24 protein-coding genes and 1 other annotated feature are annotated in these 22362 nt (G+C 56.2%); of the genes, 10 read left to right on the top strand and 14 right to left on the bottom strand.

Translation table 11 applies throughout. From position 1 onward, the window contains the following. The first annotated feature begins 124 nt into the window (after positions 1-124). Entirely contained in the window at positions 125-1114 is a 990-nt protein-coding gene (locus L6439_RS05460; RefSeq protein ID WP_213468801.1) for a metal-dependent hydrolase, read from the top strand. 12 nt (positions 1115-1126) lie between these two features. Here L6439_RS05460 and L6439_RS05455 read toward each other — a convergent pair whose 3' ends face one another. After that, on the bottom strand, positions 1127-1636 hold the full coding sequence (locus tag L6439_RS05455) for a YhfM domain-containing protein (protein ID WP_213468800.1): 510 nt from the start codon (positions 1634-1636) through the stop codon (positions 1127-1129). Between the two features lie 146 nt (positions 1637-1782). Further along, on the bottom strand, positions 1783-2004 hold the full coding sequence (locus tag L6439_RS05450) for an alpha/beta-type small acid-soluble spore protein (protein WP_006675714.1): 222 nt from the start codon (positions 2002-2004) through the stop codon (positions 1783-1785). Between the two features lie 119 nt (positions 2005-2123). On the opposite strand from L6439_RS05450, the gene L6439_RS05445 reads away from it, so the two are divergent. Beyond that, positions 2124-2297, top strand: coding sequence for a DUF5325 family protein (locus L6439_RS05445; protein WP_168179845.1), 174 nt, complete (start codon positions 2124-2126; stop codon positions 2295-2297). A gap of 85 nt (positions 2298-2382) precedes the next feature. On the opposite strand, the gene trpS is transcribed toward L6439_RS05445, so the two are convergent. Then, positions 2383-3363, bottom strand: a complete 981-nt coding sequence (gene trpS, locus L6439_RS05440) for a tryptophan--tRNA ligase (protein ID WP_213468799.1) — start codon at positions 3361-3363, stop codon at positions 2383-2385. Between the two features lie 85 nt (positions 3364-3448). Further along, positions 3449-3718: a binding site (T-box leader), on the bottom strand. A 159-nt stretch (positions 3719-3877) separates the two neighbouring features. Here trpS and L6439_RS05435 point away from each other — a divergent pair. Continuing rightward, entirely contained in the window at positions 3878-4843 is a 966-nt protein-coding gene (locus L6439_RS05435) for an aldose 1-epimerase (RefSeq protein ID WP_213468798.1), read from the top strand. A 115-nt stretch (positions 4844-4958) separates the two neighbouring features. Further along, positions 4959-5186, top strand: coding sequence for an alpha/beta-type small acid-soluble spore protein (locus tag L6439_RS05430; protein WP_168179848.1), 228 nt, complete (start codon positions 4959-4961; stop codon positions 5184-5186). Between the two features lie 132 nt (positions 5187-5318). Here L6439_RS05430 and L6439_RS05425 read toward each other — a convergent pair whose 3' ends face one another. Continuing rightward, positions 5319-5711, bottom strand: a complete 393-nt coding sequence (locus L6439_RS05425) for an O-methyltransferase (RefSeq protein WP_213468797.1) — start codon at positions 5709-5711, stop codon at positions 5319-5321. A 248-nt stretch (positions 5712-5959) separates the two neighbouring features. Here L6439_RS05425 and L6439_RS05420 point away from each other — a divergent pair, with 248 nt between their 5' ends. Continuing rightward, complete coding sequence (locus tag L6439_RS05420) at positions 5960-7216, top strand: methyl-accepting chemotaxis protein (protein WP_213468796.1); 1257 nt, start codon at positions 5960-5962, stop codon at positions 7214-7216. Positions 7217-7444: 228 nt separating this feature from the next. Here the strand turns inward: L6439_RS05420 and L6439_RS05415 are convergent, their stop codons facing one another. Together L6439_RS05415 and L6439_RS05410 are read right to left on the bottom strand one after the other, a co-directional pair. Continuing rightward, positions 7445-8638, bottom strand: a complete 1194-nt coding sequence (locus tag L6439_RS05415) for an MFS transporter (protein ID WP_168179851.1) — start codon at positions 8636-8638, stop codon at positions 7445-7447. Positions 8639-8667: 29 nt separating this feature from the next. Then, complete coding sequence (locus L6439_RS05410) at positions 8668-10458, bottom strand: M3 family oligoendopeptidase (RefSeq protein WP_168179852.1); 1791 nt, start codon at positions 10456-10458, stop codon at positions 8668-8670. Between the two features lie 127 nt (positions 10459-10585). On the opposite strand from L6439_RS05410, the gene L6439_RS05405 reads away from it, so the two are divergent. Beyond that, the gene (locus L6439_RS05405) at positions 10586-10774 is read left to right on the top strand and encodes a YycC family protein (protein ID WP_213468795.1); all 189 of its coding nucleotides are present in this window, start codon (positions 10586-10588) and stop codon (positions 10772-10774) included. Next, positions 10771-11001, top strand: a complete 231-nt coding sequence (locus L6439_RS05400; protein ID WP_168179854.1) for a hypothetical protein — start codon at positions 10771-10773, stop codon at positions 10999-11001. The genes L6439_RS05405 and L6439_RS05400 overlap by 4 nt, the downstream gene beginning before the upstream one ends. 21 nt (positions 11002-11022) lie before the next feature. Here the strand turns inward: L6439_RS05400 and L6439_RS05395 are convergent, their stop codons facing one another. Together L6439_RS05395 and L6439_RS05390 are read right to left on the bottom strand one after the other, a co-directional pair. After that, on the bottom strand, positions 11023-11736 hold the full coding sequence (locus tag L6439_RS05395) for a DUF2225 domain-containing protein (protein WP_237096754.1): 714 nt from the start codon (positions 11734-11736) through the stop codon (positions 11023-11025). 63 nt (positions 11737-11799) lie between these two features. Further along, positions 11800-12204: a globin domain-containing protein gene (locus L6439_RS05390; protein WP_374043180.1), complete on the bottom strand. Its 405-nt coding sequence runs from the start codon at positions 12202-12204 to the stop codon at positions 11800-11802. A gap of 515 nt (positions 12205-12719) precedes the next feature. Between L6439_RS05390 and ylbJ the strand changes: the two genes are divergently transcribed. Together ylbJ and L6439_RS05380 are read left to right on the top strand one after the other, a co-directional pair. Next, a complete protein-coding gene (gene ylbJ / locus L6439_RS05385; protein ID WP_168179855.1) occupies positions 12720-13958 on the top strand; it encodes a sporulation integral membrane protein YlbJ in 1239 nt (412 codons plus the stop codon). A gap of 106 nt (positions 13959-14064) precedes the next feature. Continuing rightward, positions 14065-14901, top strand: a complete 837-nt coding sequence (locus L6439_RS05380; RefSeq protein WP_168179856.1) for an NAD kinase — start codon at positions 14065-14067, stop codon at positions 14899-14901. Positions 14902-14976: 75 nt separating this feature from the next. Here L6439_RS05380 and L6439_RS05375 read toward each other — a convergent pair whose 3' ends face one another. Further along, positions 14977-15543, bottom strand: a complete 567-nt coding sequence (locus L6439_RS05375) for a YutD family protein (RefSeq protein WP_168179857.1) — start codon at positions 15541-15543, stop codon at positions 14977-14979. A 69-nt stretch (positions 15544-15612) separates the two neighbouring features. Next, on the bottom strand, positions 15613-16509 hold the full coding sequence (gene lipA, locus L6439_RS05370; RefSeq protein WP_168179858.1) for a lipoyl synthase: 897 nt from the start codon (positions 16507-16509) through the stop codon (positions 15613-15615). A gap of 170 nt (positions 16510-16679) precedes the next feature. Here lipA and L6439_RS05365 point away from each other — a divergent pair, with 170 nt between their 5' ends. After that, positions 16680-17816, top strand: coding sequence for a M23 family metallopeptidase (locus L6439_RS05365; protein ID WP_213468794.1), 1137 nt, complete (start codon positions 16680-16682; stop codon positions 17814-17816). Between the two features lie 347 nt (positions 17817-18163). On the opposite strand, the gene yunB is transcribed toward L6439_RS05365, so the two are convergent. The 4 genes from yunB to L6439_RS05345 form a co-directional block, all read right to left on the bottom strand. Next, positions 18164-19132 carry a sporulation protein YunB gene (gene yunB, locus L6439_RS05360; protein ID WP_168179860.1) on the bottom strand — a complete coding sequence of 323 codons (969 nt, stop codon included), beginning with the start codon at positions 19130-19132 and terminating at the stop codon, positions 18164-18166. A 155-nt stretch (positions 19133-19287) separates the two neighbouring features. Then, entirely contained in the window at positions 19288-20286 is a 999-nt protein-coding gene (locus L6439_RS05355; RefSeq protein WP_213468793.1) for a globin-coupled sensor protein, read from the bottom strand. Between the two features lie 388 nt (positions 20287-20674). Beyond that, the gene (locus L6439_RS05350) at positions 20675-21505 is read right to left on the bottom strand and encodes a TrmH family RNA methyltransferase (protein WP_213468792.1); all 831 of its coding nucleotides are present in this window, start codon (positions 21503-21505) and stop codon (positions 20675-20677) included. Further along, positions 21502-22170, bottom strand: a complete 669-nt coding sequence (locus L6439_RS05345) for a potassium channel family protein (RefSeq protein ID WP_168179863.1) — start codon at positions 22168-22170, stop codon at positions 21502-21504. Before L6439_RS05345 ends, L6439_RS05350 begins: the two co-directional genes overlap by 4 nt. Between the last annotated feature and the right edge of the window lie 192 nt (positions 22171-22362).

Here is a 22362-nt window from a genome sequence, read left to right as displayed (position 1 = left end):
CTTTCCTATTGGGAAAACGGCTCTGCGAGCTTAGGCATTCACCTGATGATTTCAAGCGGGAAGTTTTTGCCTCCCCGTCATATTTTGGTACAAATCTGCTCACAATACAAGCGAGGTGATCGAAGTGGACACAAGCACTCATGTCGTCATGGGAATAGGTCTGGCGGGATTGTCGCAGTGCGACCCGGTCGTCGCTTCCGAGCCGGCTACCGCGGCAGCCGTGTTTTTGGGGGTGATGCTTGGATCGCAAGCACCGGACGCGGATACCCTTTTCAAGTGGAAAAGCAATATTTTATACATTCAGCAGCATCGGGGCATCTCCCATTCCCCGCCCATGGCGGTCGTCTGGTCCGTGCTCATTGCTGCGCTGGCGACCGGCATCATGCCAGGAGCCTCCTTCCGGCACGTGCTGGCCTGGACGGCGCTGTCCGTCGTCATCCATATCGTCGCCGATCTGTTCAACCCTTATGGAACGTTGGCGGGATGGCCGTTCGTGAACCGATGGATCTGCTGGAATACCATCGCTCTGTTCGACCCGATTATCTTCTCGACGCATCTGGCCGCGATTGCCTTGTGGGTCACCGGACTGGTCTCTCCCCGCATCGTCTTCCCGATTCTGTACGGCATGCTCGTTCTGTACTACTGGTGGCGCTTCCGGGCTCATCGCCAAGTCGCGCGCAAGCTGCCGGATCGGGACCCTGAACGCGAGGAAGGGGAATCGTATACGGTCATGCCTACCGTAGCTCTCTCCCGCTGGAATGTCGTGAAGCGAAGAAGGGATGGCGCCTTCCGGGTCGGACACTGGAAGCGGGGAACGGTGACCTGGACCGATACGGCCCGCTGCAGCGACCATCCGCTCGTCGAAGCTTCCCGGTCTCATCCTGCCGTGCAGGCGCTGCTGGACACCTCCCGCTTCGTATGCGCCACCCTTGAGCCGACCCGCTACGGCTACGCCGTCCGCTGGGCTGACGTCCGATACCGCCACCGGAATCAGTTTCCGCTCGTGGCGCTCGTTATGATGAATCGAGAAGGCGATGTTCTCGATTATTTCGTCGGCTGGCTGAATAAGCCGGGCAGCTTCAAGAGGTATGGTCTGGAATGGGAGCGAGGCTGAAGGGGACGAATCCTAGGATCCGCCCCCTGTCTTCGATCCTTTCGGCTCGTTCCACAGTTGCAGGTCGTTGAAAAGCTCCTGCAATTCGTTGATGGATCGGTCGCTGAGACTGTAGAGTGTATGGGACTGGTCCGCATTCATAAATGCGCCATATTGTTCATCTTTCGACAACCATACATAGTAGTTGGTATTATTGTAATGAATGCGGAAATGGGGCTGAGCCACCTTCGCTACGCCCTCGATCGGGCGGGCCGACGATATGGCCTCATCGATCGTCCGAAGATGACTGGGCTCCGTCAAGACGACAAGGAGGCGGTCCTCCTCGCCCGCTTTCAACGGCATGGATTGGACATTGTAAATTTCGACTTCTTCCGGCCCGGGGCTGGCAAGGCTCGCCAGCGTGGACCACGACCGGCCGGATGTTTCATATATGTACCAAAATACGGAGCAGCCTATAATAAGTGCGCCCAAGACCCATATGCTCAGCCGTTTCACTGCACTCATCGTTAGTCTTAACCGCATGCACTATCCCCTTTTTGAGTAAATGTTCATGATTATGAATCTAATTGTTAGACGACAAAATAGCGGAAAAGTTGTGTTTCCGCTCCATTTTGTCGATATATAAAAGGCTACTCCGCGCGCAGGAGTAGCCATGATCAGTGCATCAATTAACGGTTGCCGCCGGACAGGGATTGCTCGGCGATTTGAACCAGGCGCTTCGTCATGAAGCCCCCGATGGAACCGGTGTCACGGGTCGTGTAATTTCCGTAGTACCCGTCTTGCGGAATTGGAATTCCCAATTCCTGTGCAATTTCATATTTCATTTGTTGCAGGGCTGCAGTGGCTTGAGGAACGACCAAGTTATTCGTGCGGGATTGATTATTAGCCATGAGTAACGCTCCTTTCACGGTGGTTCTTGTTGTCGCAAGCTTGCAACCCTATTTTGTCCGATCTACGAAATGTTATACTTCATTCTGAAGCCATTTTTCTTTGAAAAGGAGCGGTAAGCGTGAGTAAAGGATTGGCATTATGGTTTGCGGTTTCTTCCATCGCGCTGTTGACGGCGACAGCCATTACGATCAGCCATAACATATGGGTCAGTATTCTCTTCGCCGTACTGGCGGTGTTCAATATCGGCTTCGGCTTTATCGTCAAGGCCCGGCAGCGCCGCAAGTCGGCCTGAACGCGCAGCAGGGCAGGAGCCCGGCAGGCACGCGATGATGCGCTGCACGGGGGCTCCTGCCCTGCTGTCATGCCACGGATAAGGCTTAGACGACAAATCCCATCCGGCGCTTCACTTCGTCCAACTGCTTCTGGGCGGCTTCCTTGGCTTTCTCGGCGCCGCGGCGAAGCGCCTCCAGATGCTCGCCGTTCCGGCGCACCTCTTCATACCGGTTCTGAAGCGGCTCCAGCAGCGCGACGACGCGCTCGCCCAATTCCTTCTTGAAGGCGCCGTACATTTGACCTTCGTACTGGGCCTCAATCTCGGCGACAGACTGGCCGGAAGCGTATGAATAGATGCTGAGCAGATTGCTGATCTCGGGCTTGTTCACCGGCTCATACTTGACGAGCGCTTCGGAGTCCGTTTTGGCCCGGCTGATTTTTTTGCGGATGACATTCGGCGGATCCAGCAGGGAAATATAACTTCCCGGATTCGGATTGCTTTTGCTCATCTTTTTGGACGCATCATCCAGCGACATGATTCTCGCCCCGACCTCCGGGATATACGGCTCCGGCATCGTGAAAAATTCGCCGAAGCGATGATTGAAGCGGTTCGCGATGTCGCGCGTCAGTTCCAAGTGCTGCTTCTGATCATCTCCGACCGGAACCAGGTCGGCATTGTAGAGCAAAATGTCGGCGGCCATCAGTGCCGGATATACGAACAAGCCGGTGCCAACCGATTCTTTGCCTGCGGACTTATCCTTGAACTGGGTCATCCGCTCCAGCTCTCCCATGTAGGTGAGCGTCGTCAGCAGCCATCCCAGCTCGGCATGCTGGGGCACCTGCGATTGGAGGAAGATGGCCGATTTGTCCGGATCAATCCCTGCCGCCAAATAAATGGCCGCCACCGCCTCGGTCTGCTCCCGCAGCGCCTCCGGATCTTGCGGTACCGTAATGGCGTGCAGATCGACGACCATGAAGAAGCACTCATGCTCGTGCTGCAATTTTACGAAATTTTGAATTGCCCCGATGTAGTTGCCCATCGTCAGCTGTCCGCTGGGCTGAATGCCGGATAATACCCGTGCCATTGGTCACTCACACTCCTTGTCATTTCCCTTCATTGTGTGGAATAAAGCAATCCTTGCGGTAACGCAAAAAAGGCCTTCCATCCCGGAAAGGGACGAAAGACCGTGGTGCCACCCTTATTCGTTCGCGCACGTCCTCACCGATGATGCCGGGAGCCTGCCGTGGCCTAGCCCGTCATGCAAGGGGCCGTCAGCGAACCTTTCTTCCTTTAACGCAGGACATACGGCAAAGCCTACTTCCCGATTCGGCTCCGCACTCCAAGGTCCATTCAGTCATCGCGGGAAGCACCGGTTCTCACCAGCCACCGGTTCTCTGAAGCCCGCCGCGAAGCTTACTTGTCCTTATCATCGCTTTGTTCCGGCCGGATGACAGCCATCCGGGTCGAATTAGCCATTAGGATATCGGATATCTGCCCGCTTGTCAATGGGTGCCGTTCATGATATGACTTTGCCCGGTTGATTTGTTATCATTAGAACCATAACAATGGGAAGCTGTATGGGAAAAGGAGCAATGAACATGGTTCAAGTGAACAAAGGGCAATGGAACGGTTATGAGACCGTAATACTCGAAAATGACATCTTGGCGGCTACGCTGCTTCCTGGGCTTGGCTGCAACGTCATCCGGCTGTGGGACAAGAAGTCGCAGCGGGAGATATTGCGCACGCCTGCCGAGAGCGACCTGGATTATTATATGACGAAGCCTTACCATTTCGGCATTCCGATGCTGATGCCTCCGGGACGCATCCGCCGCGGTTCGTTCACATATGACGGCGTACGCTACCAATTCGATCAGAATACGGCGAACGACAATCATATCCACGGGCTGCACCGGCTTCAGTCATGGACGGTGACCCGATCCGCTGCCGCGGGCGAAGCGGCCGAAGTGACCGCCCGATTCCGGACAGCCGACGATGAGAATTGGATGCGGCAATACCCGACTCCGCTGGAACTGGAGGTCTCCTTCCGCCTTGAGGGAGGCACATTGACCCAGGAGCTCACGGTCACCAATCAGGGAGAACAGTCGGCCCCGTTCGGGTTCGGCACCCATACCTGGTTCCTGATCGACGGCGAACCGAACCGCTGGACGCTCCAGGTTCCGGTAGCGGGAATATATGAACTGGACGAGGAATTGATTACGACAGGCAAGACGCTGCCGCTGGGCGAACATAAGGCCTTGCTCGAAGGCATGAATTTGCAAGGCGCCGACTTCGATACCGTTTTTAGCGCGGGCGAAGGCAAGCCGGAGGCGTGGTTGACCCGGGATGACGGTTACCGCATCCGCTATGCCGGCAGCCAGCCCCACTTCAAGCATTGGGTGCTCTATACCCGCGGCGCCGCCGACGAGATCGTTTGCGTCGAGCCGTATACATGGCTGACCGATGCGCCGAACCTGCCATTCGGCAGCGAGACGACGGGACTCATCGATCTGAAGCCGCAAGCCCCGGTCACCTTGACCCTGGATCTCGAGATTATCCATCCATAACCGCATGCCAGGCCGGTTCTTCGGTCTGGCATTATTTACATCCTCCTCTTCCCTCCCCGTCTGCATATTTCTACTCTCGTTCTCCATACTAACAATCACAGGGAGGTGAAACAGCATGCCGAATCAAGGTGGAAGCCGCTCCAACAATCTCGTAGTGCCTCAAGCGACTGCGGCTCTGCAGCAAATGAAGTTCGAGATCGCCCAAGAGCTGGGTATTCCGATTCCTCAAGACGGATACTATGGTAACTATACGACTCGCGATACAGGTTCTATCGGGGGCTTCATCACGAAGCGTCTCGTTCAAATGGCCGAGCAGCAACTGGCAGGCCGTACGACTCGATAAGCTCAACGGATTTCGAGCATCGTGTATACCATACTTACGTCAATTGCCTGATAAGACCACAGAAGCTCTCGCCGAGAGGCAGAGAGCTTCTTTTCCATAAGTATATTTAAGGCTTCCCCGATGTCGCGGATATCAGGAGACGCGTCTATATGTGCGCGCTTCATGCTTCTCTAACATATGTATCAAATTATAGTTCGATTCGAACCATGCGCTGATGTGCAAGGCATCCTGCTTCATGACGAAATCAAACACAATCTCTCCGTGCGTCCACTGCTTCTTGTGCTTCAGAACCTCCATCGCCGTCTGGCGGAATTCAGCGACGTGCCGTTTCATCATACCTTGCCGCAGCGGCTTGACGACCCCGTTCTGACTTTCAAGCGCATCATGCTTGACGCCGAATTTGCCAATGACATCGTTGCGAATGCATACAATGACCGTGCCTCCTGTCAGCCCGACAAGCTCCGATTCCAGCTTATCAAACACCATGCTCAATTGTCTGGCCAATGATATTTCATAAGAGCCCATGAAGAATCACACCTCCTTAAGAATATAGAACCATTTTCGCCCCGCCAAAAAATAGTTCTTTAGACATATTATATAGGAGATATTACCTTTATTCAACAGATAATCACAGCATTTTCCTTCTATCGGAACCCAGGCATACATCTGTAAAACTATGGCGGATTGCTAACAATTACATAGACCGTCCCTAGAGGCGATGCTATAATGTTGTTATATTATGGACGTATTGGGATGAAAGAAGGGGCGGTCATATGAATTGGTTCAATTCCTTGAATTTTAAGCAAAAGCTACTCTTTGGCTGTTATGGCATCGTCGGCTTGTTCGCTCTTACTACGATAGTCCTATTGACGACTCACGCCACGCTGATTCCCGGCCTGATCACCCTTGTCATCCTCGTTGGAATCAGTTATCCCATCATCAATATGCTGGAACGTTCGCTTAATGAACCGATCAAGGACATGTCGACTTCCGCTCTGCAGATTGCCAGAGGCGATTTCTCGCAGACCGTGCAAGTGACGAGCGATGACGCGCTTGGCGAACTGGGACATTCCTTCAACTCCATGCTGCTCAAGCTCCGCGAAATATTGCAGCAGACGACCGATATTACCCGCCATGTATCCGATTCCGGACGGGATATGTACCATAAGAACCAGAGCATGAAGATCGCCATGGAGCAGGTCGCCGCTTCCGCCAATGAATTGGCCGTCGGTTCCGCCGAGATCTCCGAGGACATCTCGCAAATGTCCGAATCTATCAAAGAAATCGAGCAGAAGGTAGAAGCCTATGCCCAGTCCACCCGCGAGATGAACAACCGCTCGGCCTCGACACTGGAGCTGGTGGCCAAGGGCCGACAGGCGGTGGAGAGCCAGTCTGCCGGCATGGAGCGCAATATCGAGGCGACAGACCAGGTCGCTGCCACGATCGAGCAGTTGGCCCGGCAAGCCGAAGGCATCTCCAAGATTACCCGGACCATTTCCGAGATTGCCGAGCAGACGAATCTGCTGTCGCTGAACGCTTCCATTGAGGCGGCCCGGGCCGGAGAGCACGGCCGCGGGTTCGCCGTCGTCGCGCAAGAAGTGCGTAATCTGGCGGAAGAGTCCTCCGCATCCACGAAGGAAGTCTTTTCCCTCGTCAAGGGCATCGAAGCGGGGATTAAGCAAGCCATTGCGAATATCCAGGCCAATGAAGCGGTCGTACAGAGCCAGACCGAGTTGATTCGGGAGACGGAACGGGTCTTCCACGAGATCGTCGAGTCCATTCAGTTCATTACGGAAGAGATCGCCGCCTTCGCGCAGGAGAGCGATCTTATGCTGGAGAGCGCGAAGACGATTACCGGTTCGATCGTGAACATTTCCGCGATTACGCAGCAGGCGGCAGCGGGCACCGAGCAGATGTCGGCGTCGATGAGCGAACAGATCGCTTCCGTTCAGGCTACCGTCGAGTCGACCGAGCAGCTGCAGCAGAAGGTGACTCAATTGCAGCGAACGATTCAAGTGTTCAAAATGTAAGTCTTGCGGGACTTCCCATAGATAGACACGCCTGAAGGCGGCCGAAGATTCGGCCGCCTGCTTCATTTTATTAGGATAATGTGAGTTCAAAAAGACCGGTTTTCAGCAGCGAGAAAGTTGCAAGAACTCGAAGCCTATGCTTCCGAAGCTAGTTTTGCTCCGCAAAACTTGTAAGGAGCAGCGCAGTGTAGGCGAGACTGCATGAGCAGCGGACTTTTTGAACGACCTCTAATAGGTTGCCGCCTCCGGAGATGCGGCTTGCTTCCGCTCAGCGCGCTCGCGGCGGAAGGCCCAGATGCCGAAGCCGATCATGCTTGCCGCCGCGCAGGCGAAGCCATACAGATACATCCCGGTCCCGCCGTATGCTTCCTGAAGCGCCCCGCCGCTCATTCCCCCTGCGAGGCCGGCCAGGCCGAGGAACACCATGCCGAGCAGAGCCTGGGCGGTCGCGGCCAGCTGCCGGGGAAGTAGCGAGGCCACGAATTCGATCGACAGCACCCACAATGCGGCATAGGTCACGGCCTGCCCTCCTTGCAGGGCGATGACGACCCAGGGATCCTTCACAACCGCGTACAGCAGCCATCGGATCGCATACAGCCCGCATACGATCGCGAATAACCGCAGCATTCGCTTCCGTGACACCCATCTCGCCATCACCGCGAAGCCAATGACCTCGGCCACCCCCGCGACCGACCAAGCCCAGGACATCTGGGCGGAGGTTGCCCCCAAGTCGCTCAGATGAAGGGACAGCAGCGCATCGTTCATCCGATGCGGCATCGCCACAATGAAGACGAGCAGCAGGAACACCAGCAAGGCAGGCACCGACAGCGCCTTGCGCAAGACCGTAAGATTGACCGCGGTCCCAGCCTCTTTCGCATCGGCCGGCGCCTCCCGCAGGAGCCCGATGCCGATAAGCAGACTGACCCATATCGGGGCATACATCCACATGAGCGAATCGACGCCGCCCCAGGCATCGAATACTTTTCCGAGGACGAGGCCGGTCACGGTAAACCCTACCGACCCCCACAGGCGGATGCTGCTGTAGGACTGGCCGGCGGCGGCGGCCGTCTTCACCGTCAAAGAATCGAGCAGGGACACGGCTGGCAGGAAGAAAATATAGAGCGCCAGCAGGCTGGCCGCCCCCGCCATTCTCCCCGAAGACAGGAAGAGGCAGGCGGCGGCCGTGCCTTGCGCGATCCAGCATGCGAACAGCAGCGGCCGGACCGCCTTCAGCCGATCGCTGAGCACGCCGGCCAATGGCTGCACGAACATCGCCAGAAATGGCCCCAGCATGAGAAGCGTCCCCGCTTCCCATGCGTGAAATCCCCGCTTGGTCAGCAAGAGGGGCAGATAGGGAATCAGCAGCGCATTCGTCGAATAGAACACGGCATGGAATCCCTTCAAAACTCGATTGGATGTCACGAATTATGTCGTTCCTTTCCCGGATACGCTTATTCTGTCATCTGCAAGAACAGCTCCACATCCTTGAGCGTTACATTGATGGCCGATTGCCAGAAATCCGGCTTCGTCAAATCGACGCCAAGATGCTTGCTGGCCAAGTCCTCCACGGTCATGACCGCCGTATCGCGCAGCAGAGCGTCATATTTTGCGGCGAACGATTCGCCTTCTTCCAGCGCGCGCGCATATAAGCCGGTGCTGAACAAGTACCCGAACGTATACGGGAAGTTGTAGAACGGTACATGCGTGAAATAGAAGTGCATTTTGGAAGCCCAGAAATGCGGATGCAGCGAACCGAGCGCACCGCAGTAGGCTTCTTGCTGCGCTTCCTCCATCAATGCGCAGATTTGCTCGCTCGACAGCAGTCCGGCCTTGCGCTTCTCGTAGAAGCGAGTCTCGAACAGGAAGCGCGCATGGATGTTCATATAGAAAGCAATCGACCGCTGAATCTTGTCTTCCAGCAGCCCCAGCTTCTCCTGATCATCCTTCGCCCCCTTCACGGCCGAATCCGCTACGATCATTTCGGCGAAGGTAGACGCCGTCTCCGCCACATTCATCGCATAGCGCTGAGCGAAGGCCGGCAATCCATCCATCACATGCTGATGGTAACCGTGCCCCAATTCATGCGCCAGCGTCGATACGTTGGACGGCGTGCCAGCGTAGGTCATGAAGATGCGCGTCTGCTTGCTGACCGGCAAGGAGGTGCAGAAGCCGCCCGGCCGCTTCCCGGGGCGGTCCTCCGCCTCAATCCAGCGGTTCTCGAACGCGCGCACCGCGAAGTCCGCCATCCGCGGGCTGAACTTGCGGAACTGCTCGACGATCGCCTCTGCGCCATCATCATAGCCGATGGTGGTCTGGCTTCCGCCGATCGGAGCGTCCACATCGCACCAGCTCAGTTTTTCTACGCCGAGAAGCTTCGCCTTCCGCTCCAAATATTCAACGAACTTCGGCTTATTGCGAACAATGGTATCCCACATCGCATCCAGGGTCGCTTGCGACATCCGGTTTTTGGCGAGCGGCTCCTTCAGGACATTGTCCCAGCCGCGGCGTTCATAGAGCTTCAAGCGGAAGCCGGCAATGTGATTCAGCGCGTCGGCGCAGAAATCGGCCTTGTCGCTCCATTCCTGCTCCCATAGCTTGAACATCTCCTCGCGCACCCGGCGATCCGGATGCGAGAGCTTGTTATGGGCCTGTCCTGCCGATAATTGCTGGGTGACGCCGTTCTCCTCATAATTGATGCGCACATGGGAGACGATGGTATTGTACATCTCCGCCCAGCCATGATACCCGTCCACCGCCAGATCTCCGGCGAGCGCTTCCAGTTCCGGCCCGAGCTTCTCCTTGGCGATAGCGCGGCGTTCGCTCAGATTGAAGGCGATCCCTTTCATCTCCGGCAGGGCCAAGAACCGGGACCACAGCTCATCCGGCATACCGCGGAGCAGCTCGTCGTACAATGCGTCGATGGCAACCAGCTGCGCCGACAGCGCCGACTTCCGTCCCGTCCATTGCACGGCCTTCTTGTCATGAAGGTTCTGGGCGGTCAAACAACTGATAAAGGCGCCCGCCTCCTGCATCCGGCGGTTCAGATCCTGCAGCCGGGCCGTCATATTCGCCAGCGCCGGGATGCTGTCCTCGCTAAGCGGAGACGATATCTCCTTCAGTTCCCGCTTCAGCAGAGCCAAATCCTGCTCGATCGCGGAAAATGATTGTTGAAGCGCTTCCGAATCGGACCCTCCCGGAAAGATCGATTCCAGATCCCATGTCGGATTTAACGGATGTTGCATAATCGCGGACACACCTTTCTCTTCTTGGAATAAAAAAATTGCGGCAATTTGAGTTTTGCATGTTGAGCGTGTATAACTAAACTATATCAAAAAATTGAGCAACCCGCATAGAAAGGATGGCGACTCGATGAGACCTTTGCCAATATCTGCGGATACCGCCGTCAAGCTGTCCCAGGCGCTGGGCGTTCCCATTGAACAGCTCATGCATATGCCGCAGCATATTCTGATGAAGAAGCTGGCCGAACTGGCGGCCGCCGAAGCGGAGAAGGAACCGGCCGAACCGGCGGCCGATTCCGATGAGGATCGTTCACGATGATTCCGTTCGAGAATACCGTGCCTTATGACATCATTATGGGAGATATGTACATTCCGGAATGCCCTTTTTGCCATGCGGATAATGTGCTTGTGTCGCTCAAGCCGAAGGAGCTGCCCGACATTCGCGACGGCAAAAAACGGCTGCTCATCATGCCCTGCTGCCATAACCGGATCGTCGTCCTTGATGCCGATCGCGACTACTTGCTGGCGGATCGGAAGATTCGCTAGCTTCCGGTTCTCCCTCCTCCGTCAGATTGGCGTCCTCTCCGGGTGTTCCTTCCCTTCCGCGGCTTCCTGCATCTCCTCGCGCATCTGCTGCCACTGTTCGCGCGCGGCCCGAATCATCGCGGCATCCATAATCCGCTTGTCCTGGATAATGCGAGTGAAGTATTTGCCCGCCTCATTATACTCGCCAAGCCGCCGGTGCAGTTCGCCAATCATATACATGAGCCGCGCATCGTTCTGATCCTGCCATTCATACTCATACACCGATATATAAGCCTCCAACGCGAAGCGCAAATAGCGCTGTTCCTCCGCCTCCATCCCGCGATAGCGGAACAGCCAGGCGATATGGTGCAGCAGGCCGGCCACGACGCGCTTGTGCTCGCCGATGATCTGCGCCGTCAGCAAGGCCAACTGGTACGTCTCCATGGCCTGATCCCACGTCCGTTCGCCTCCGTACTCTTTGCGCGTCCATTGGGAAGCGACACGCTCCCGGAACGCCTGGCGCTGGGCCGGACTCCAGTTCTTGATCGAGTTCTCGGTCGACGCGCAGCCGCAGTTCGGACATACCCGGACGACATAATAATCCGGATTCAGCCGGTCCTCTGCATAATGGGGACAAAAATCACTGTCGATCTGGGAAGGCTTTTTGAAGCGTGAACGTACACGCGAGATCTCGAATGATTCCGCGCAAAACGGGCATTCCATTCTGCTTATAAACAGCGGTTCTATCTCTGCCAAAATTCTCCTCTCCTTATGCGTTCTCTGTCTGGGATGCCGGCTCCGGGCCGGCAGGGCAACACGCTACGCTTGCCCTTCATCATCCGGCGTATTGACGAAGTGATGAGCCGGGCCGGACAGCCGGGTCATCACCATCTCCCGAAGCTCCGGCTCCAACCCGATCTCCGTCAGCGCTTCGCGCATGCAGCCGAGCCACGCCTCGGCACGGGCAGGCGTTACCGGGAACGGCAAATGCCGCGCCCGCATCATCGGGTGGCCGTAAGCATCGGAATATAACGAGGGCCCGCCGAAGAACTGCGACAAAAACATGAACTGCTTTTCCATCACCGGGTAAATATCTTCGGGAAACAAAGGCCCCAACAGCGGGTGAGCCTGGACTCTAGGATAAAAAGATTCCACGATGCGGCGAATCGCATCCGCCCCGCCAATCGCGTCATAAATCGTATTGTAGCGTTGCATTCGTTCCATTGCACAGCTCCTGTCTTACGGGGCCGGACGCAGCATGTCTCATGCGGCGCTGCAATTTCGGCCTCCGGTTAATTTGAGCGGTTGCTTGCTCCCCCCCACTTTATTACAAAAAGGGGGCCTTTTCAATGTGATGCTTCACGTTCCCGGGAAAAAACAAAAAAACGCTGAAACCTTCAGCGCTTGCGTAAAATGATTAACTTTCCCAGTCTTCTTCCGGTGGTCCCATCAACGACTCTCGAATGACATAGACGAAAGCGCAAACCAGGATGCCAGCGATAATGCTCATCCGTATCACCCCTAACGAACGCGTTCCATCTCTCTATACTTGTATTTTATCATAATTATTTTCAAAATAATACGAAAACATGCAAGCGTTTTCTTTACATTTTGATTACAGGAATATTGCGGAACGAAGGTACGGTGCGGCTTCACGCCTGTCATGATTGTCCCTTTCTTCTCATAAACTTGAAAGTATGGAGTGCTGATCGGCGTGACAGGAAAGGAGAGTGCTTTGTATGAACCGCAGGACAAGCCGCATCCTTCTCATGCTCCTCATCGCGGGAGGATTGAGCGCTTTTGCGGCCCTGATGGCCATTTATCCGTCTGCCGCCCTCCGTTCGGCGGTTCGCGGGCTATCGATATGGTGGGATGTCCTGTTTCCTTCCCTGCTCCCTTTTTTCATCATCTCTGAAGCGCTGCTCGGCTTCGGCATCGTGCATTTTATCGGTACGCTGCTCGATCCGGTCATGCGGCCGCTGTTCCGCGTGCCGGGCATCGGCGGCTTCGTCGTCGCCATGGGCTATGCGTCCGGCTATCCTGTCGGAGCGAAGCTGACAACGAGATTGCGGGCCGATCGGCTCATCACCCGCGAGGAGGGAGAGCGGCTCGTCGCCTTCACCTCCACCTCCGACCCGATATTTCTGATCGGCGCCGTATCCGTCGGCTTTTTCGGCAATGCCGGCCTCGCCCTCATCCTCGCGGTCGCCCATTATGGCGCCGGGTTCCTCATCGGCATCCTGATGCGCTATCATGCATCGGCATCGCCGATGACCCCTTCGCCAAGCGCCATTCGCGGGCTCCAGGGCCCCTTGTTCCGGCGCGCGTTCCGGTCGATGCATCAGGCGAGGCTGCAGGACGGACGCTCCCTCGGAACGCTGCTGCGGGATGCGGTCGGCTCCTCGCTTCGTCTCATGACCGTGGTCGGCGGGCTCGTCGTCTTTTTCTCCGTGTTAATGGAAATGCTCGACTGCATCGGCGCCATGAATATCATTGACCGCCTGCTGCAGTCCACTCTGGCTTGGTTTCATTTGGCGCCTTCGCTTGCGCCGGCTTTCTCCGGAGGCTTGTTCGAGGTCACCCTCGGCGCCAGAGGAGCCGGGGCAGCCGATACGGCCGGACTTCGCTCGCAAGTGGTTGCGGCAGCCTGGATCCTGTCCTGGGCAGGACTATCCGTTCACGCCCAGATCGCGAGCATCATGAACGAATGCGATATGCGGTACCTGCCTTTTCTGGCAGCTCGGGCGCTCCACAGTCTGTTGGCTGCGGCGGCGGCCTACTTCCTCTTCCCGCTGCTGTCGCCTTACGCCGCGGAAGCGGCCATCTGGATCCCCGCGCAGGTGTGGACCGAAGCCTGCACCCCTTGGGAGACCGCTTGGCATTCTTTGCGCGCCGGCTTATGGACGCTGCTGACGGTAAGCGGCCTGTTGTTCGCCGCCTCCCTCTTATGCATGGCCTGGAAGCGGATTCGGAGATAGCCGCTAGAGGGATTCTTGTCGAAAACACGATTGTAATCCGGCCGCGGAACGTATAAGATGGAGTTGATATGTTCCAACAAAACCGTTCGACAAAGGAGTCAACGCCTTGAAATATGCAGTATTGAACCGGGGAGACGAATTGTCCGTCTCTTTGACGGAGACGTTTCATCGTTTGGCTGAGGCGCGTGGACTGGCACGGGATGACGAAGAACCGGAGATCGTTCTGTCCATCGGCGGGGACGGCACGATGCTGCAAGCCTTTCACCGCTATATCAACCGGATCGACCATACCGCCTTCGTCGGGATTCATACAGGGCATCTTGGCTTTTATGCCGACTGGAAGCCGGATGAGATCGAACTGCTCGTCCACATGATGGCGGAGAACCGTTCCAAGGACCAGATCAACCCCCGGATCGTCCGCTACCCGCTCATTGAGCTTGAGCTTGACAGAGAGGATGCGGGGAAGAAGACCTATATTGCCTTGAATGAATTTACGCTCAAATGCACGGACACTACATTAGTAGCCCAGATTGACATCAATGATGAATTATTCGAAATGTTCCGCGGAGACGGAATCTGCGTATCGACGCCATCGGGGAGCACCGCCTACAACAAGAGTCTCGGCGGGGCTATGGTTCATCCTTCCATCCCGTCCATCCAACTGGCGGAGATCGCATCGATTAACAACCGGGTATACCGGACACTCGGCTCATCCTTGATTCTGCCGAAGCATCACCATTTCGATATCCGGCCCCGGCAAGGGCAGAACCTGCTGCTGACTATCGATCATATTAATATCCGCCTGTCTCATCTGCGCTCGATTCGCTGCCGGGTGGCGGATCAGCGGGTCACCTTCGTCCGCTATCGGCCGTTCCCCTTCTGGAAGCGCGTCCGTGAAGCCTTCCTCGGATACGATGAGAACGGCTGCTACCCAGTGAATTAGATTATCGGTATATACAACAACACCTCCCTTATCGCATGATAGCGATAAGGGAGGTGTTCGTGTTCATAGCCGCGATCAGGAACGGTTATCCTTCGGAGGCCGCGCCTCCTTCGCAGATACCTTTGCCATATCCGATCGCTTGGAATCATTGGAATGATGGCCCCGGTTCTTGTGGCGATGGCGCGGACGCGGCTTGCGCTCCTGCATCGCCGGCTTCGCCTGAGGCTCGGCATCGGATTCCGGGGTCGGGACTCTCGGCTGAAGCGAGATGCCTTGCTTCGCCGCGGCATCCTCCCTATTGTCCGGTGCGGCCCCCTGCGTCTCCTCCTCATCCCCGTTATCCTGGGATTGGCGGTGGCGCGGATCTTTGCTGCTCAACTTCTCCACGATGAAATAAGCGCATCCGAAATTGCAGTATTCGTTAATATAATCAACAATGCCGGAGGAAGTCGTGTCCTTCGTCGACTTCGGATGGTTATCCCGGAAGAAGCCTTTCAGCCGCAGCTGATTGTATCCCCAGTCGCCTACGATATAATCATACCGTTCCAGCACTTCGCTGTACCGGTCGCGGAATGCCTCCGGATTCCACGCGTTCTTATGCTCCTGAATCACTTCATATGTCTGGCCGCTAATATGGAACATGCCTGTTATTCCTCCTTCCCGCCACCCCGGATTGCATCAGAGCCACAGCCCGCTTCGGCAATGATCTTGTCAGCTGCCGGTCGCTTGCGACGTGGACATGGCCTGATGAGCCGACTTCACTTGTTCATGCGCATGGTACGAGCTGCGAACGAGCGGTCCCGATTCGACATGGCTGAAGCCGCGCTTCATCCCTTCCTGCTTCAGCTCGGCGAATTGATCCGGATGATAGTATTTGGCGACATCCAAATGCTTCGGCGACGGCTGCAAATATTGTCCCAACGTCAAAATATCGCAATCTGCCGCCCGCAAGTCATCCATGGCCTGCAAAATTTCGTCCCATTCCTCGCCAACGCCAAGCATAATGCTCGACTTTGTCGGAATCCCCGGCTGCATTTCCTTCGCCCGCCGCAGCAGCTCCAGGGAACGGGAATATTTCGCCTTGGCCCGAACCCGGTCGGACATCCGCTCCACCGTCTCGATATTATGATTCAAAATGTCCGGCTTCGCGTCCATCACGACACGCAGCGCGTCCCAATTGCCCATAAAATCAGGAATAAGCACTTCTACGCTGCAAAATGGCATGCGCCGTCGAATCGCCCGAATCGTCTCCGCGAAGATGGAGGCGCCTCCGTCGTTCAGATCATCCCTCGCCACGGAAGTAACGACGCAATGGCGCAAGCCCATGCGCTCGGCCGCTTCCGCGACACGTTCCGGCTCCTGCAGATCCAGCTCGGTCGGCATGCCGGTATTTACCGCACAGAAGCGGCAAGCACGTGTACAGATATCACCCAAAATCATAAACGTCGCCGTACGGTTGGCCCAGCACTCGTAAATGTTAGGACAGCGCGCTTCCTCGCATACGGTATGAAGCGTTTTTGAGCGCATCATATCTTTGATTTCGGAATAATTTTCTCCTGTGGTCAGTTTGATGCGTATCCAGTCTGGTTTCTGCTCTTTTGTTTTCATCGAGTCATTACCTTCTTTCTCCGTTCGCTTTACTTGACCTCAATTTAGTATTATACCATGAACCCTCCAAATTCCATACCTGCATGTCCCAGGTTCGGATAAAAAGCCCGTTCGTGCACATTCTAACATTACATCTGCATTTCGGACAGGCATAAGGAGGGAAAGTGCGAATGAAGCAAGCTGCCATATTATGGGCCGGCTTGGCGCTATGGGCCGCCATCTGCCCGCCGTTGGACGCTTGGCCGGACGCCAACAAGGATGAACGCCATTCGATCGCATCTTCAGCGGCCGAACCGGCCCCGGCGCTGAACCAAGACAAGGTGAATATATGGAGAGAACGGCGGGATTTATACGAGAAGATGGGCACCTTGACCGGCATTCCCTGGTACCGGCTGGCGGCAATCGATCAATATGAACGTACATTGACGACAGCCAAGCCGAAGCAGCGCAAGCATCCCGATCGGCTGACCGGGATATTTATCGATCCGCCGAAGTGGGCCGGCATGCTGAATCCGGATTGGGAAGATGAGAACCCGGTCTCCATCTCGATGTTCAAAGGGATGGGCCGCGACGGCTCCGGAGACGGACGGGCCGATATGAACAATGACACCGACTTGCTGTACAGCGTGGCGGCTCTGGTCGGCTCCTACGGCCTGAGCGATGACGATTTCGGCACCGGCTTGTGGAACTATTACGCCAACCCGCGCGCCGTGCAGCGCGTGAAGCAGTTCGCCCGCCTCTATGAACATTTCGATCGGCTTCAATTGTTCGACTCGGCCTTCCCGCTTCCCGTGACCGCCGATTATTCCTACCGCAGCACCTGGGGGATGGGGCGGCATTACGGAGGGTTCCGCATTCACGAAGGAACCGATATTTTTGCCGGTTACGGCGTCCCCGTGCGGAGCACCTGCTACGGCATCATCGAGGTCAAGGGATGGAACCGCTATGGCGGCTGGCGAATCGGCATCCGCGACATCAACAACAATTACCATTACTACGCTCACTTGTCCGGATACCACAAAAACATAAAGCTCGGCGACATCGTGACCCCGGGACAGACGATCGGCTGGGTCGGCAGTTCCGGCTACGGCCCGCCCGGCACCTCCGGCAAATTTCCGGCGCATCTTCATTACGGGATATACCGGGATCGCGGGCTGGTGGAGTATGCCTACGATCCGTATCCGCTGCTGCGCCAATGGGAGCTGGCCGACCTGCGCAGGCTGAAGGAGCGGCGCCGTACCTCTTCGCTTCCCCCGGAGAATTCCGCCGCAGACCCGGTTCACAGCGTGCCAAGGCAGCGGCGCTAAATTGGCCTAGAAGCTCGCAAATTAGGTGACGAACCATCCGCTCCCCTCAGAAAAGCGATTCCGCTGCAGGATCGCTTTTTTCTTTTTATGCCTCCCACCTATTATTCAGTCCTCTAACCGCTCTCCCATTTATTCAGAAAGTATATGCAAGCCAGAGAATGTTCCAGAACTGTATATTGTACGCCCGCTTGTTACGTTGAAGCCCTTTTCCTGACCGACGGAGAGACTGGCCATAGCGTCCCTCCCGCCTGCTCGCTCAGAGCAAGCCGATGCAATCGGCGGCTTCCTCTCGCACTCTCGTTGCACAGCAAGAACCGAGGCAGGCTGCCTCGGTTCTGCATGCTTCTTTACGGCTGCGCCGCAGATGGCGGCGGCTCCGTTCCGCCGGGTGGTTCGCCTGGCGGCGGAACCGTCTCAGTTTGCGCCGGCACGCTAGGGTTGTCGTGGTCCGTGGAGTTGACGGCTCCGGCTTGCGGCAGCACCGGCAAGGAGAGAGCGGGCGCTTTGTCCCGGTTGTTGCCGACGGGCTGCCCCTTGCCGTCGTAATAATACATGGGCACATCGCCGACGACGAGCAGATAGGAGACCGGAATTTCCGTCTCCACCACTTCTGGCTCCAGATCGAACGGGATGACAATGGCCACTTCCTCGATGACTTTGATATACACCTCCACCAGCACCATATTGATGCCGACATCCATCGGCCGTGTGCTTAACTCGACCTTCGCTGCGCCCTGCGGTTCCATCCGGAAAGGGACTCTTGGACCGAAGGAGGCGATGAGCGGGCTTCCCAATGCTTGCCCGAGCGGAATATGCTCCTTCAATTCCTTGACCTGCTGCAGCGTCCGCTGCACGATATCGACCGTCTCGGACGTTATCCGCATATGTTCGTTATAATTCAAGACGAAGCTCGTTACTTTGCCGCGTGAATCCGTCTTCCATTCGATCAGCTTATCCAGCTCCCGGCCCCGCATCACCTGATCGGTAATCGCTCTGTTAATCGCTTGCGTCGCGATTTGCTTCACCCGGATTTTGGCGAGATGCATGAGCGGCCCGCGCACATGCTTATCTACATACACGAAGAGCTGTGCCGTCAGCAGCGTCATAATCAAGAGCGCAATGAACACATATTTGCGCTTGCGGCGCGGCTTGGACGGCTTCCCCCCTTGCCAGGCCGGGCCTTGAGGGGCCTTGCTGCGCAGGCTTCCGCCCCAGACTCTGCGGGGACGCCATCCCGAAGGCTTGCGCGGTTGAATCGAGATGCGCGGCAGACGCCATCGTGCCGCTCGGAATCCGCGGGAACGCCATCTGGCCATACCTCTCCGCTCCCCCTTTCCGGCCTCGGATATCATGGTTGGCCTGTACGATCCCAGTCTATGCGGCCAGCATCCAAAAAAGAAGGACACCCTCATGACGACCTCGAAGAAGGAAGCGGTGCTGACTATGCCGATAAGAAATCAGCAGTACCGATTTATTGTAAGCTTTTCAACTGCGCTGTCACCTTTTCAATCATTTTCACCAAAGACGCCAGTTCCCGGGAAGAGGCCGCCTGCGTTCTCGCATGGGCGGACGATTGCTCCGAATTATCCCGGACAGCCGACAAGCTGGCTTGAATGCGGTCGAGCTTGTCCTCGATCGTATTCAGCGAGTCCTTCGTGCGGCTGGCCAGCTTCCGCACTTCTTCCGCGATCACTTGGAAGCCCCTTCCATGGTCTCCCGCCCTGGCCGCTTCGATGGCGGCGTTCAGTCCGAGCAAATGCGTCTGATCGGCCACCTCCCTCATCACCGCTCCAATATGATGAATCGCCGTGACTTCCTGAGCCAAATACTCGACGTTATGATGCGTCTGCTCTTGGAAAGCGGCCGTCTGTTCGGCTGCGGCCGAGACCGCTTGGCTGCTGCCGCTCAACTGAACCAGCATAGCAGCCAAGTCTTGAATCGCTGCGCTGACAACCGTCAGCACGTCCTTCTGTTTCTCGACCATCTCCTGAATTTTCCCTTTCTCGCCGCCTTCATACGCCTCAAGAACCAACTGAGAGTCGAGATTGAACATTTTGCTCAGCGAATGAATGAGCGGCTTCCATTCCTCCGGCATGATCCTCTGGAAATGCGCGGCCGCCAGATCGAGATACAGGATATAAGTTCCCAAATACCAATTCGTCGTCAATCCGATGCGGGAATGGATTTTTCCGATATGCAGCCGTTTTTCAATGAATGGCTCATTAATTACACCCGACGCCATGGACAAAAAGTACCATCGCTGGGTCTCCTTCAGCCGTTCAACCGTGCTGTGTTGGAGAATGATGCGATGAAGCTCGGGCTGAGCCGTAATTTGTTCGTAGAGCTCCTCCACCAATACATCGACGACAGCGCGAAATTCGCTCTCCTTGCTATGCAATAAATCGACGTCGAAGTCGGTGATCCCGATGTAATTTATCTGTTCTGTTCGCTTCGCTCCAAGTTGAATCATGCAGACCGACCGCCTTTTTCCTTACTCTGAATCAAATTCTTCCTATTATTGGATCCCAGACTATATATATCGACCAACACGGAGCAAATCATAACAGCAATCGCTTCTTTTTCCCCTCTGCCGCCCGCCGGCATAGTACAAACGGTTCTTGGCCAAGCCGCTGCGAGTTTTACTGCCGAGGCAGCACCCGTACAGAAAGCAAAAAAAAGCCGGTGTCCATACACTCGACCTTTTATAAAACGTTATTGTTTTTACGGCGGCCATATCCATTGCGACCTTCAGCTTCTTTCAAAAAGTCAACGGATGTCATTCGGCGTGCCAGCCAAGCATAAAAAAGATGGCAGAAAAACGCTTGTAAATTCAAGGTCTTCTGCCGTCTATTGACCGCTTATATCACATAATGCCGCTGCCGCATCGCCTCGTAGAGCAGCACGGTCGCCGCCATGGCGACATTCAGCGATTCGGCTTGGCCGCGCATCGGGATAATCAAGGTATCGTCGACGAGAGCTTGAACCGCCGGGGATACGCCTTGTCCCTCATTGCCGACGACGAGCCAGAGCGGCTGCCGGTAATCGTAGCCGTAACAGGAATGGGAAGCCTGCAGACTCGTGCTCGCCAGCCTCATCCCGTTCGCCTTCGCTTCAGGGAGCAGGGACAGCAGGTCGGCCTCGACGACCGGGAGATGGAAAAGCGAGCCCATCGTCGAGCGCACCGTCTTGGCGTTGTACACGTCCACCGTGCCTCGGCCCAGGACGACCCCCGTCGCCCCGACCGCGTCGGCCGAGCGGATGATCGTGCCCAGATTCCCGGGATCCTGCACTCCGTCTACCGCCACCACGAGCGGCATGTCCGCGCCGAAGAGAGCGCCCGGCTCAAGAGCCGGCTTGCGCACGACCGCGATGACCGGCTGCGGGGTCTCCGTCTCGCTCAGCTTGCGGATAATGGCATCCGTGACGCCAATCCATTCCGGCTGCCCGCCGCCTGCCGCCGAGGTGTGCGGCGCATCCGCATAGGGCAGGAGCTCCGCGGGAACATCGCGCGCTTCATCGCATAGGACCGCCTCCACCGGGGCGCCGGAGGCCAGCGCTTCCTGCACGAGATGGGTGCCCTCCACGAGGAAGCATCCTTCCTGCTTGCGGCCTTTGCGTTCCCGCAGCGACGCCCATCGCTTGACGCGGGGATTTTGAACGGACGTAATCGTTTCAGTCGGTTTCATCATGATTCGGCATATGCCAGTTCAAAGTTTTTCAGATGATTATTCTGCCCCACGATAACCAAAATATCCCCATCCTTAATCCGATCTTCCGCATACGGCGATATATTCGTCTTGCCGTTGTTCTTGATCGCCATGACGTTGCAGCCGAAGCGTGCGCGGATATCCAATTCCTTCAGGTTCTTGCCTATCATCAGCGAGGAAGCCCGCATCTCCACAATCGAATGGTCCTCCGACAGCTCGATATAGTCCAGAATATTCGGCGAGATCAAATGATGCGCGACCCTTGCTCCCATATCCCGCTCCGGGAACACCACTTTATCGGCGCCGATTTTGCTCAATACTTTGCCGTGCAGCTCGTTCTGCGCCTTGACGACAATCATCGGCACGCCCAGATCCTTCAAAATCAGCGTCGTCAGAATGCTGGACTGAATATCTTGTCCAATCGCCACGACGACGACATCGAAGTTGCGGATGCCGAGGGCGCGGAGCGCATCCTCATCCGTCGAGTCCGCCGATACGGCATGCGTGACGATATTCGCGACTTCCTGTATCTTCTGCTCACTGGAATCGATGGCCAGCACCTCGAAATTCATGTTGCTCAAATTTTGCGCGACGCTGGATCCGAATCGTCCCATGCCGATAATCGCAAATTGCTTTTTTGCCGTCATACTATCACCTTCCCCATTCATCCGACACTGCTTATTCTTACTCAATTATACCACGCGCATCCGGTGAGATAAAAGAATGCTCCGTCCCCGCCTGTATGTTCGTCACCCAATTGGGGAACGTTATACGCGAAGTGCCGGTTCGCCGTCTGTCAGTCGATAGTGTATCCCGATGGATGTCTGGCTTTTGTGCCA

The sequence above is a fragment of the Paenibacillus dendritiformis genome, assembly GCF_021654795.1.
Taxonomy (GTDB): domain Bacteria; phylum Bacillota; class Bacilli; order Paenibacillales; family Paenibacillaceae; genus Paenibacillus_B.
Note: the sequence above shows the minus strand (reverse complement) of the source record. Positions and strands in the feature narration are given on the sequence as shown.

Bases quoted from the DNA above. Each gene is read 5' to 3' on its own strand.
- L6439_RS05455 (WP_213468800.1), bottom strand. From the start codon at position 1,636: ATGCGGTTAAGACTAACGATGAGTGCAGTGAAACGGCTGAGCATATGG.
- L6439_RS05450 (WP_006675714.1), bottom strand. From the start codon at position 2,004: ATGGCTAATAATCAATCCCGCACGAATAACTTGGTCGTTCCTCAAGCC.
- trpS (WP_213468799.1), bottom strand. From the start codon at position 3,363: ATGGCACGGGTATTATCCGGCATTCAGCCCAGCGGACAGCTGACGATG.
- L6439_RS05435 (WP_213468798.1), top strand. From the start codon at position 3,878: ATGGTTCAAGTGAACAAAGGGCAATGGAACGGTTATGAGACCGTAATA.
- L6439_RS05430 (WP_168179848.1), top strand. From the start codon at position 4,959: ATGCCGAATCAAGGTGGAAGCCGCTCCAACAATCTCGTAGTGCCTCAA.
- L6439_RS05425 (WP_213468797.1), bottom strand. From the start codon at position 5,711: ATGGGCTCTTATGAAATATCATTGGCCAGACAATTGAGCATGGTGTTT.
- L6439_RS05420 (WP_213468796.1), top strand. From the start codon at position 5,960: ATGAATTGGTTCAATTCCTTGAATTTTAAGCAAAAGCTACTCTTTGGC.
- L6439_RS05410 (WP_168179852.1), bottom strand. From the start codon at position 10,458: ATGCAACATCCGTTAAATCCGACATGGGATCTGGAATCGATCTTTCCG.
- L6439_RS05405 (WP_213468795.1), top strand. From the start codon at position 10,586: ATGAGACCTTTGCCAATATCTGCGGATACCGCCGTCAAGCTGTCCCAG.
- L6439_RS05400 (WP_168179854.1), top strand. From the start codon at position 10,771: ATGATTCCGTTCGAGAATACCGTGCCTTATGACATCATTATGGGAGAT.
- L6439_RS05390 (WP_374043180.1), bottom strand. From the start codon at position 12,204: ATGGAACGAATGCAACGCTACAATACGATTTATGACGCGATTGGCGGG.
- ylbJ (WP_168179855.1), top strand. From the start codon at position 12,720: ATGAACCGCAGGACAAGCCGCATCCTTCTCATGCTCCTCATCGCGGGA.
- L6439_RS05375 (WP_168179857.1), bottom strand. From the start codon at position 15,543: ATGTTCCATATTAGCGGCCAGACATATGAAGTGATTCAGGAGCATAAG.
- lipA (WP_168179858.1), bottom strand. From the start codon at position 16,509: ATGAAAACAAAAGAGCAGAAACCAGACTGGATACGCATCAAACTGACC.
- L6439_RS05365 (WP_213468794.1), top strand. From the start codon at position 16,680: ATGAAGCAAGCTGCCATATTATGGGCCGGCTTGGCGCTATGGGCCGCC.
- yunB (WP_168179860.1), bottom strand. From the start codon at position 19,132: ATGGCCAGATGGCGTTCCCGCGGATTCCGAGCGGCACGATGGCGTCTG.
- L6439_RS05355 (WP_213468793.1), bottom strand. From the start codon at position 20,286: ATGATTCAACTTGGAGCGAAGCGAACAGAACAGATAAATTACATCGGG.
- L6439_RS05350 (WP_213468792.1), bottom strand. From the start codon at position 21,505: ATGATGAAACCGACTGAAACGATTACGTCCGTTCAAAATCCCCGCGTC.
- L6439_RS05345 (WP_168179863.1), bottom strand. From the start codon at position 22,170: ATGACGGCAAAAAAGCAATTTGCGATTATCGGCATGGGACGATTCGGA.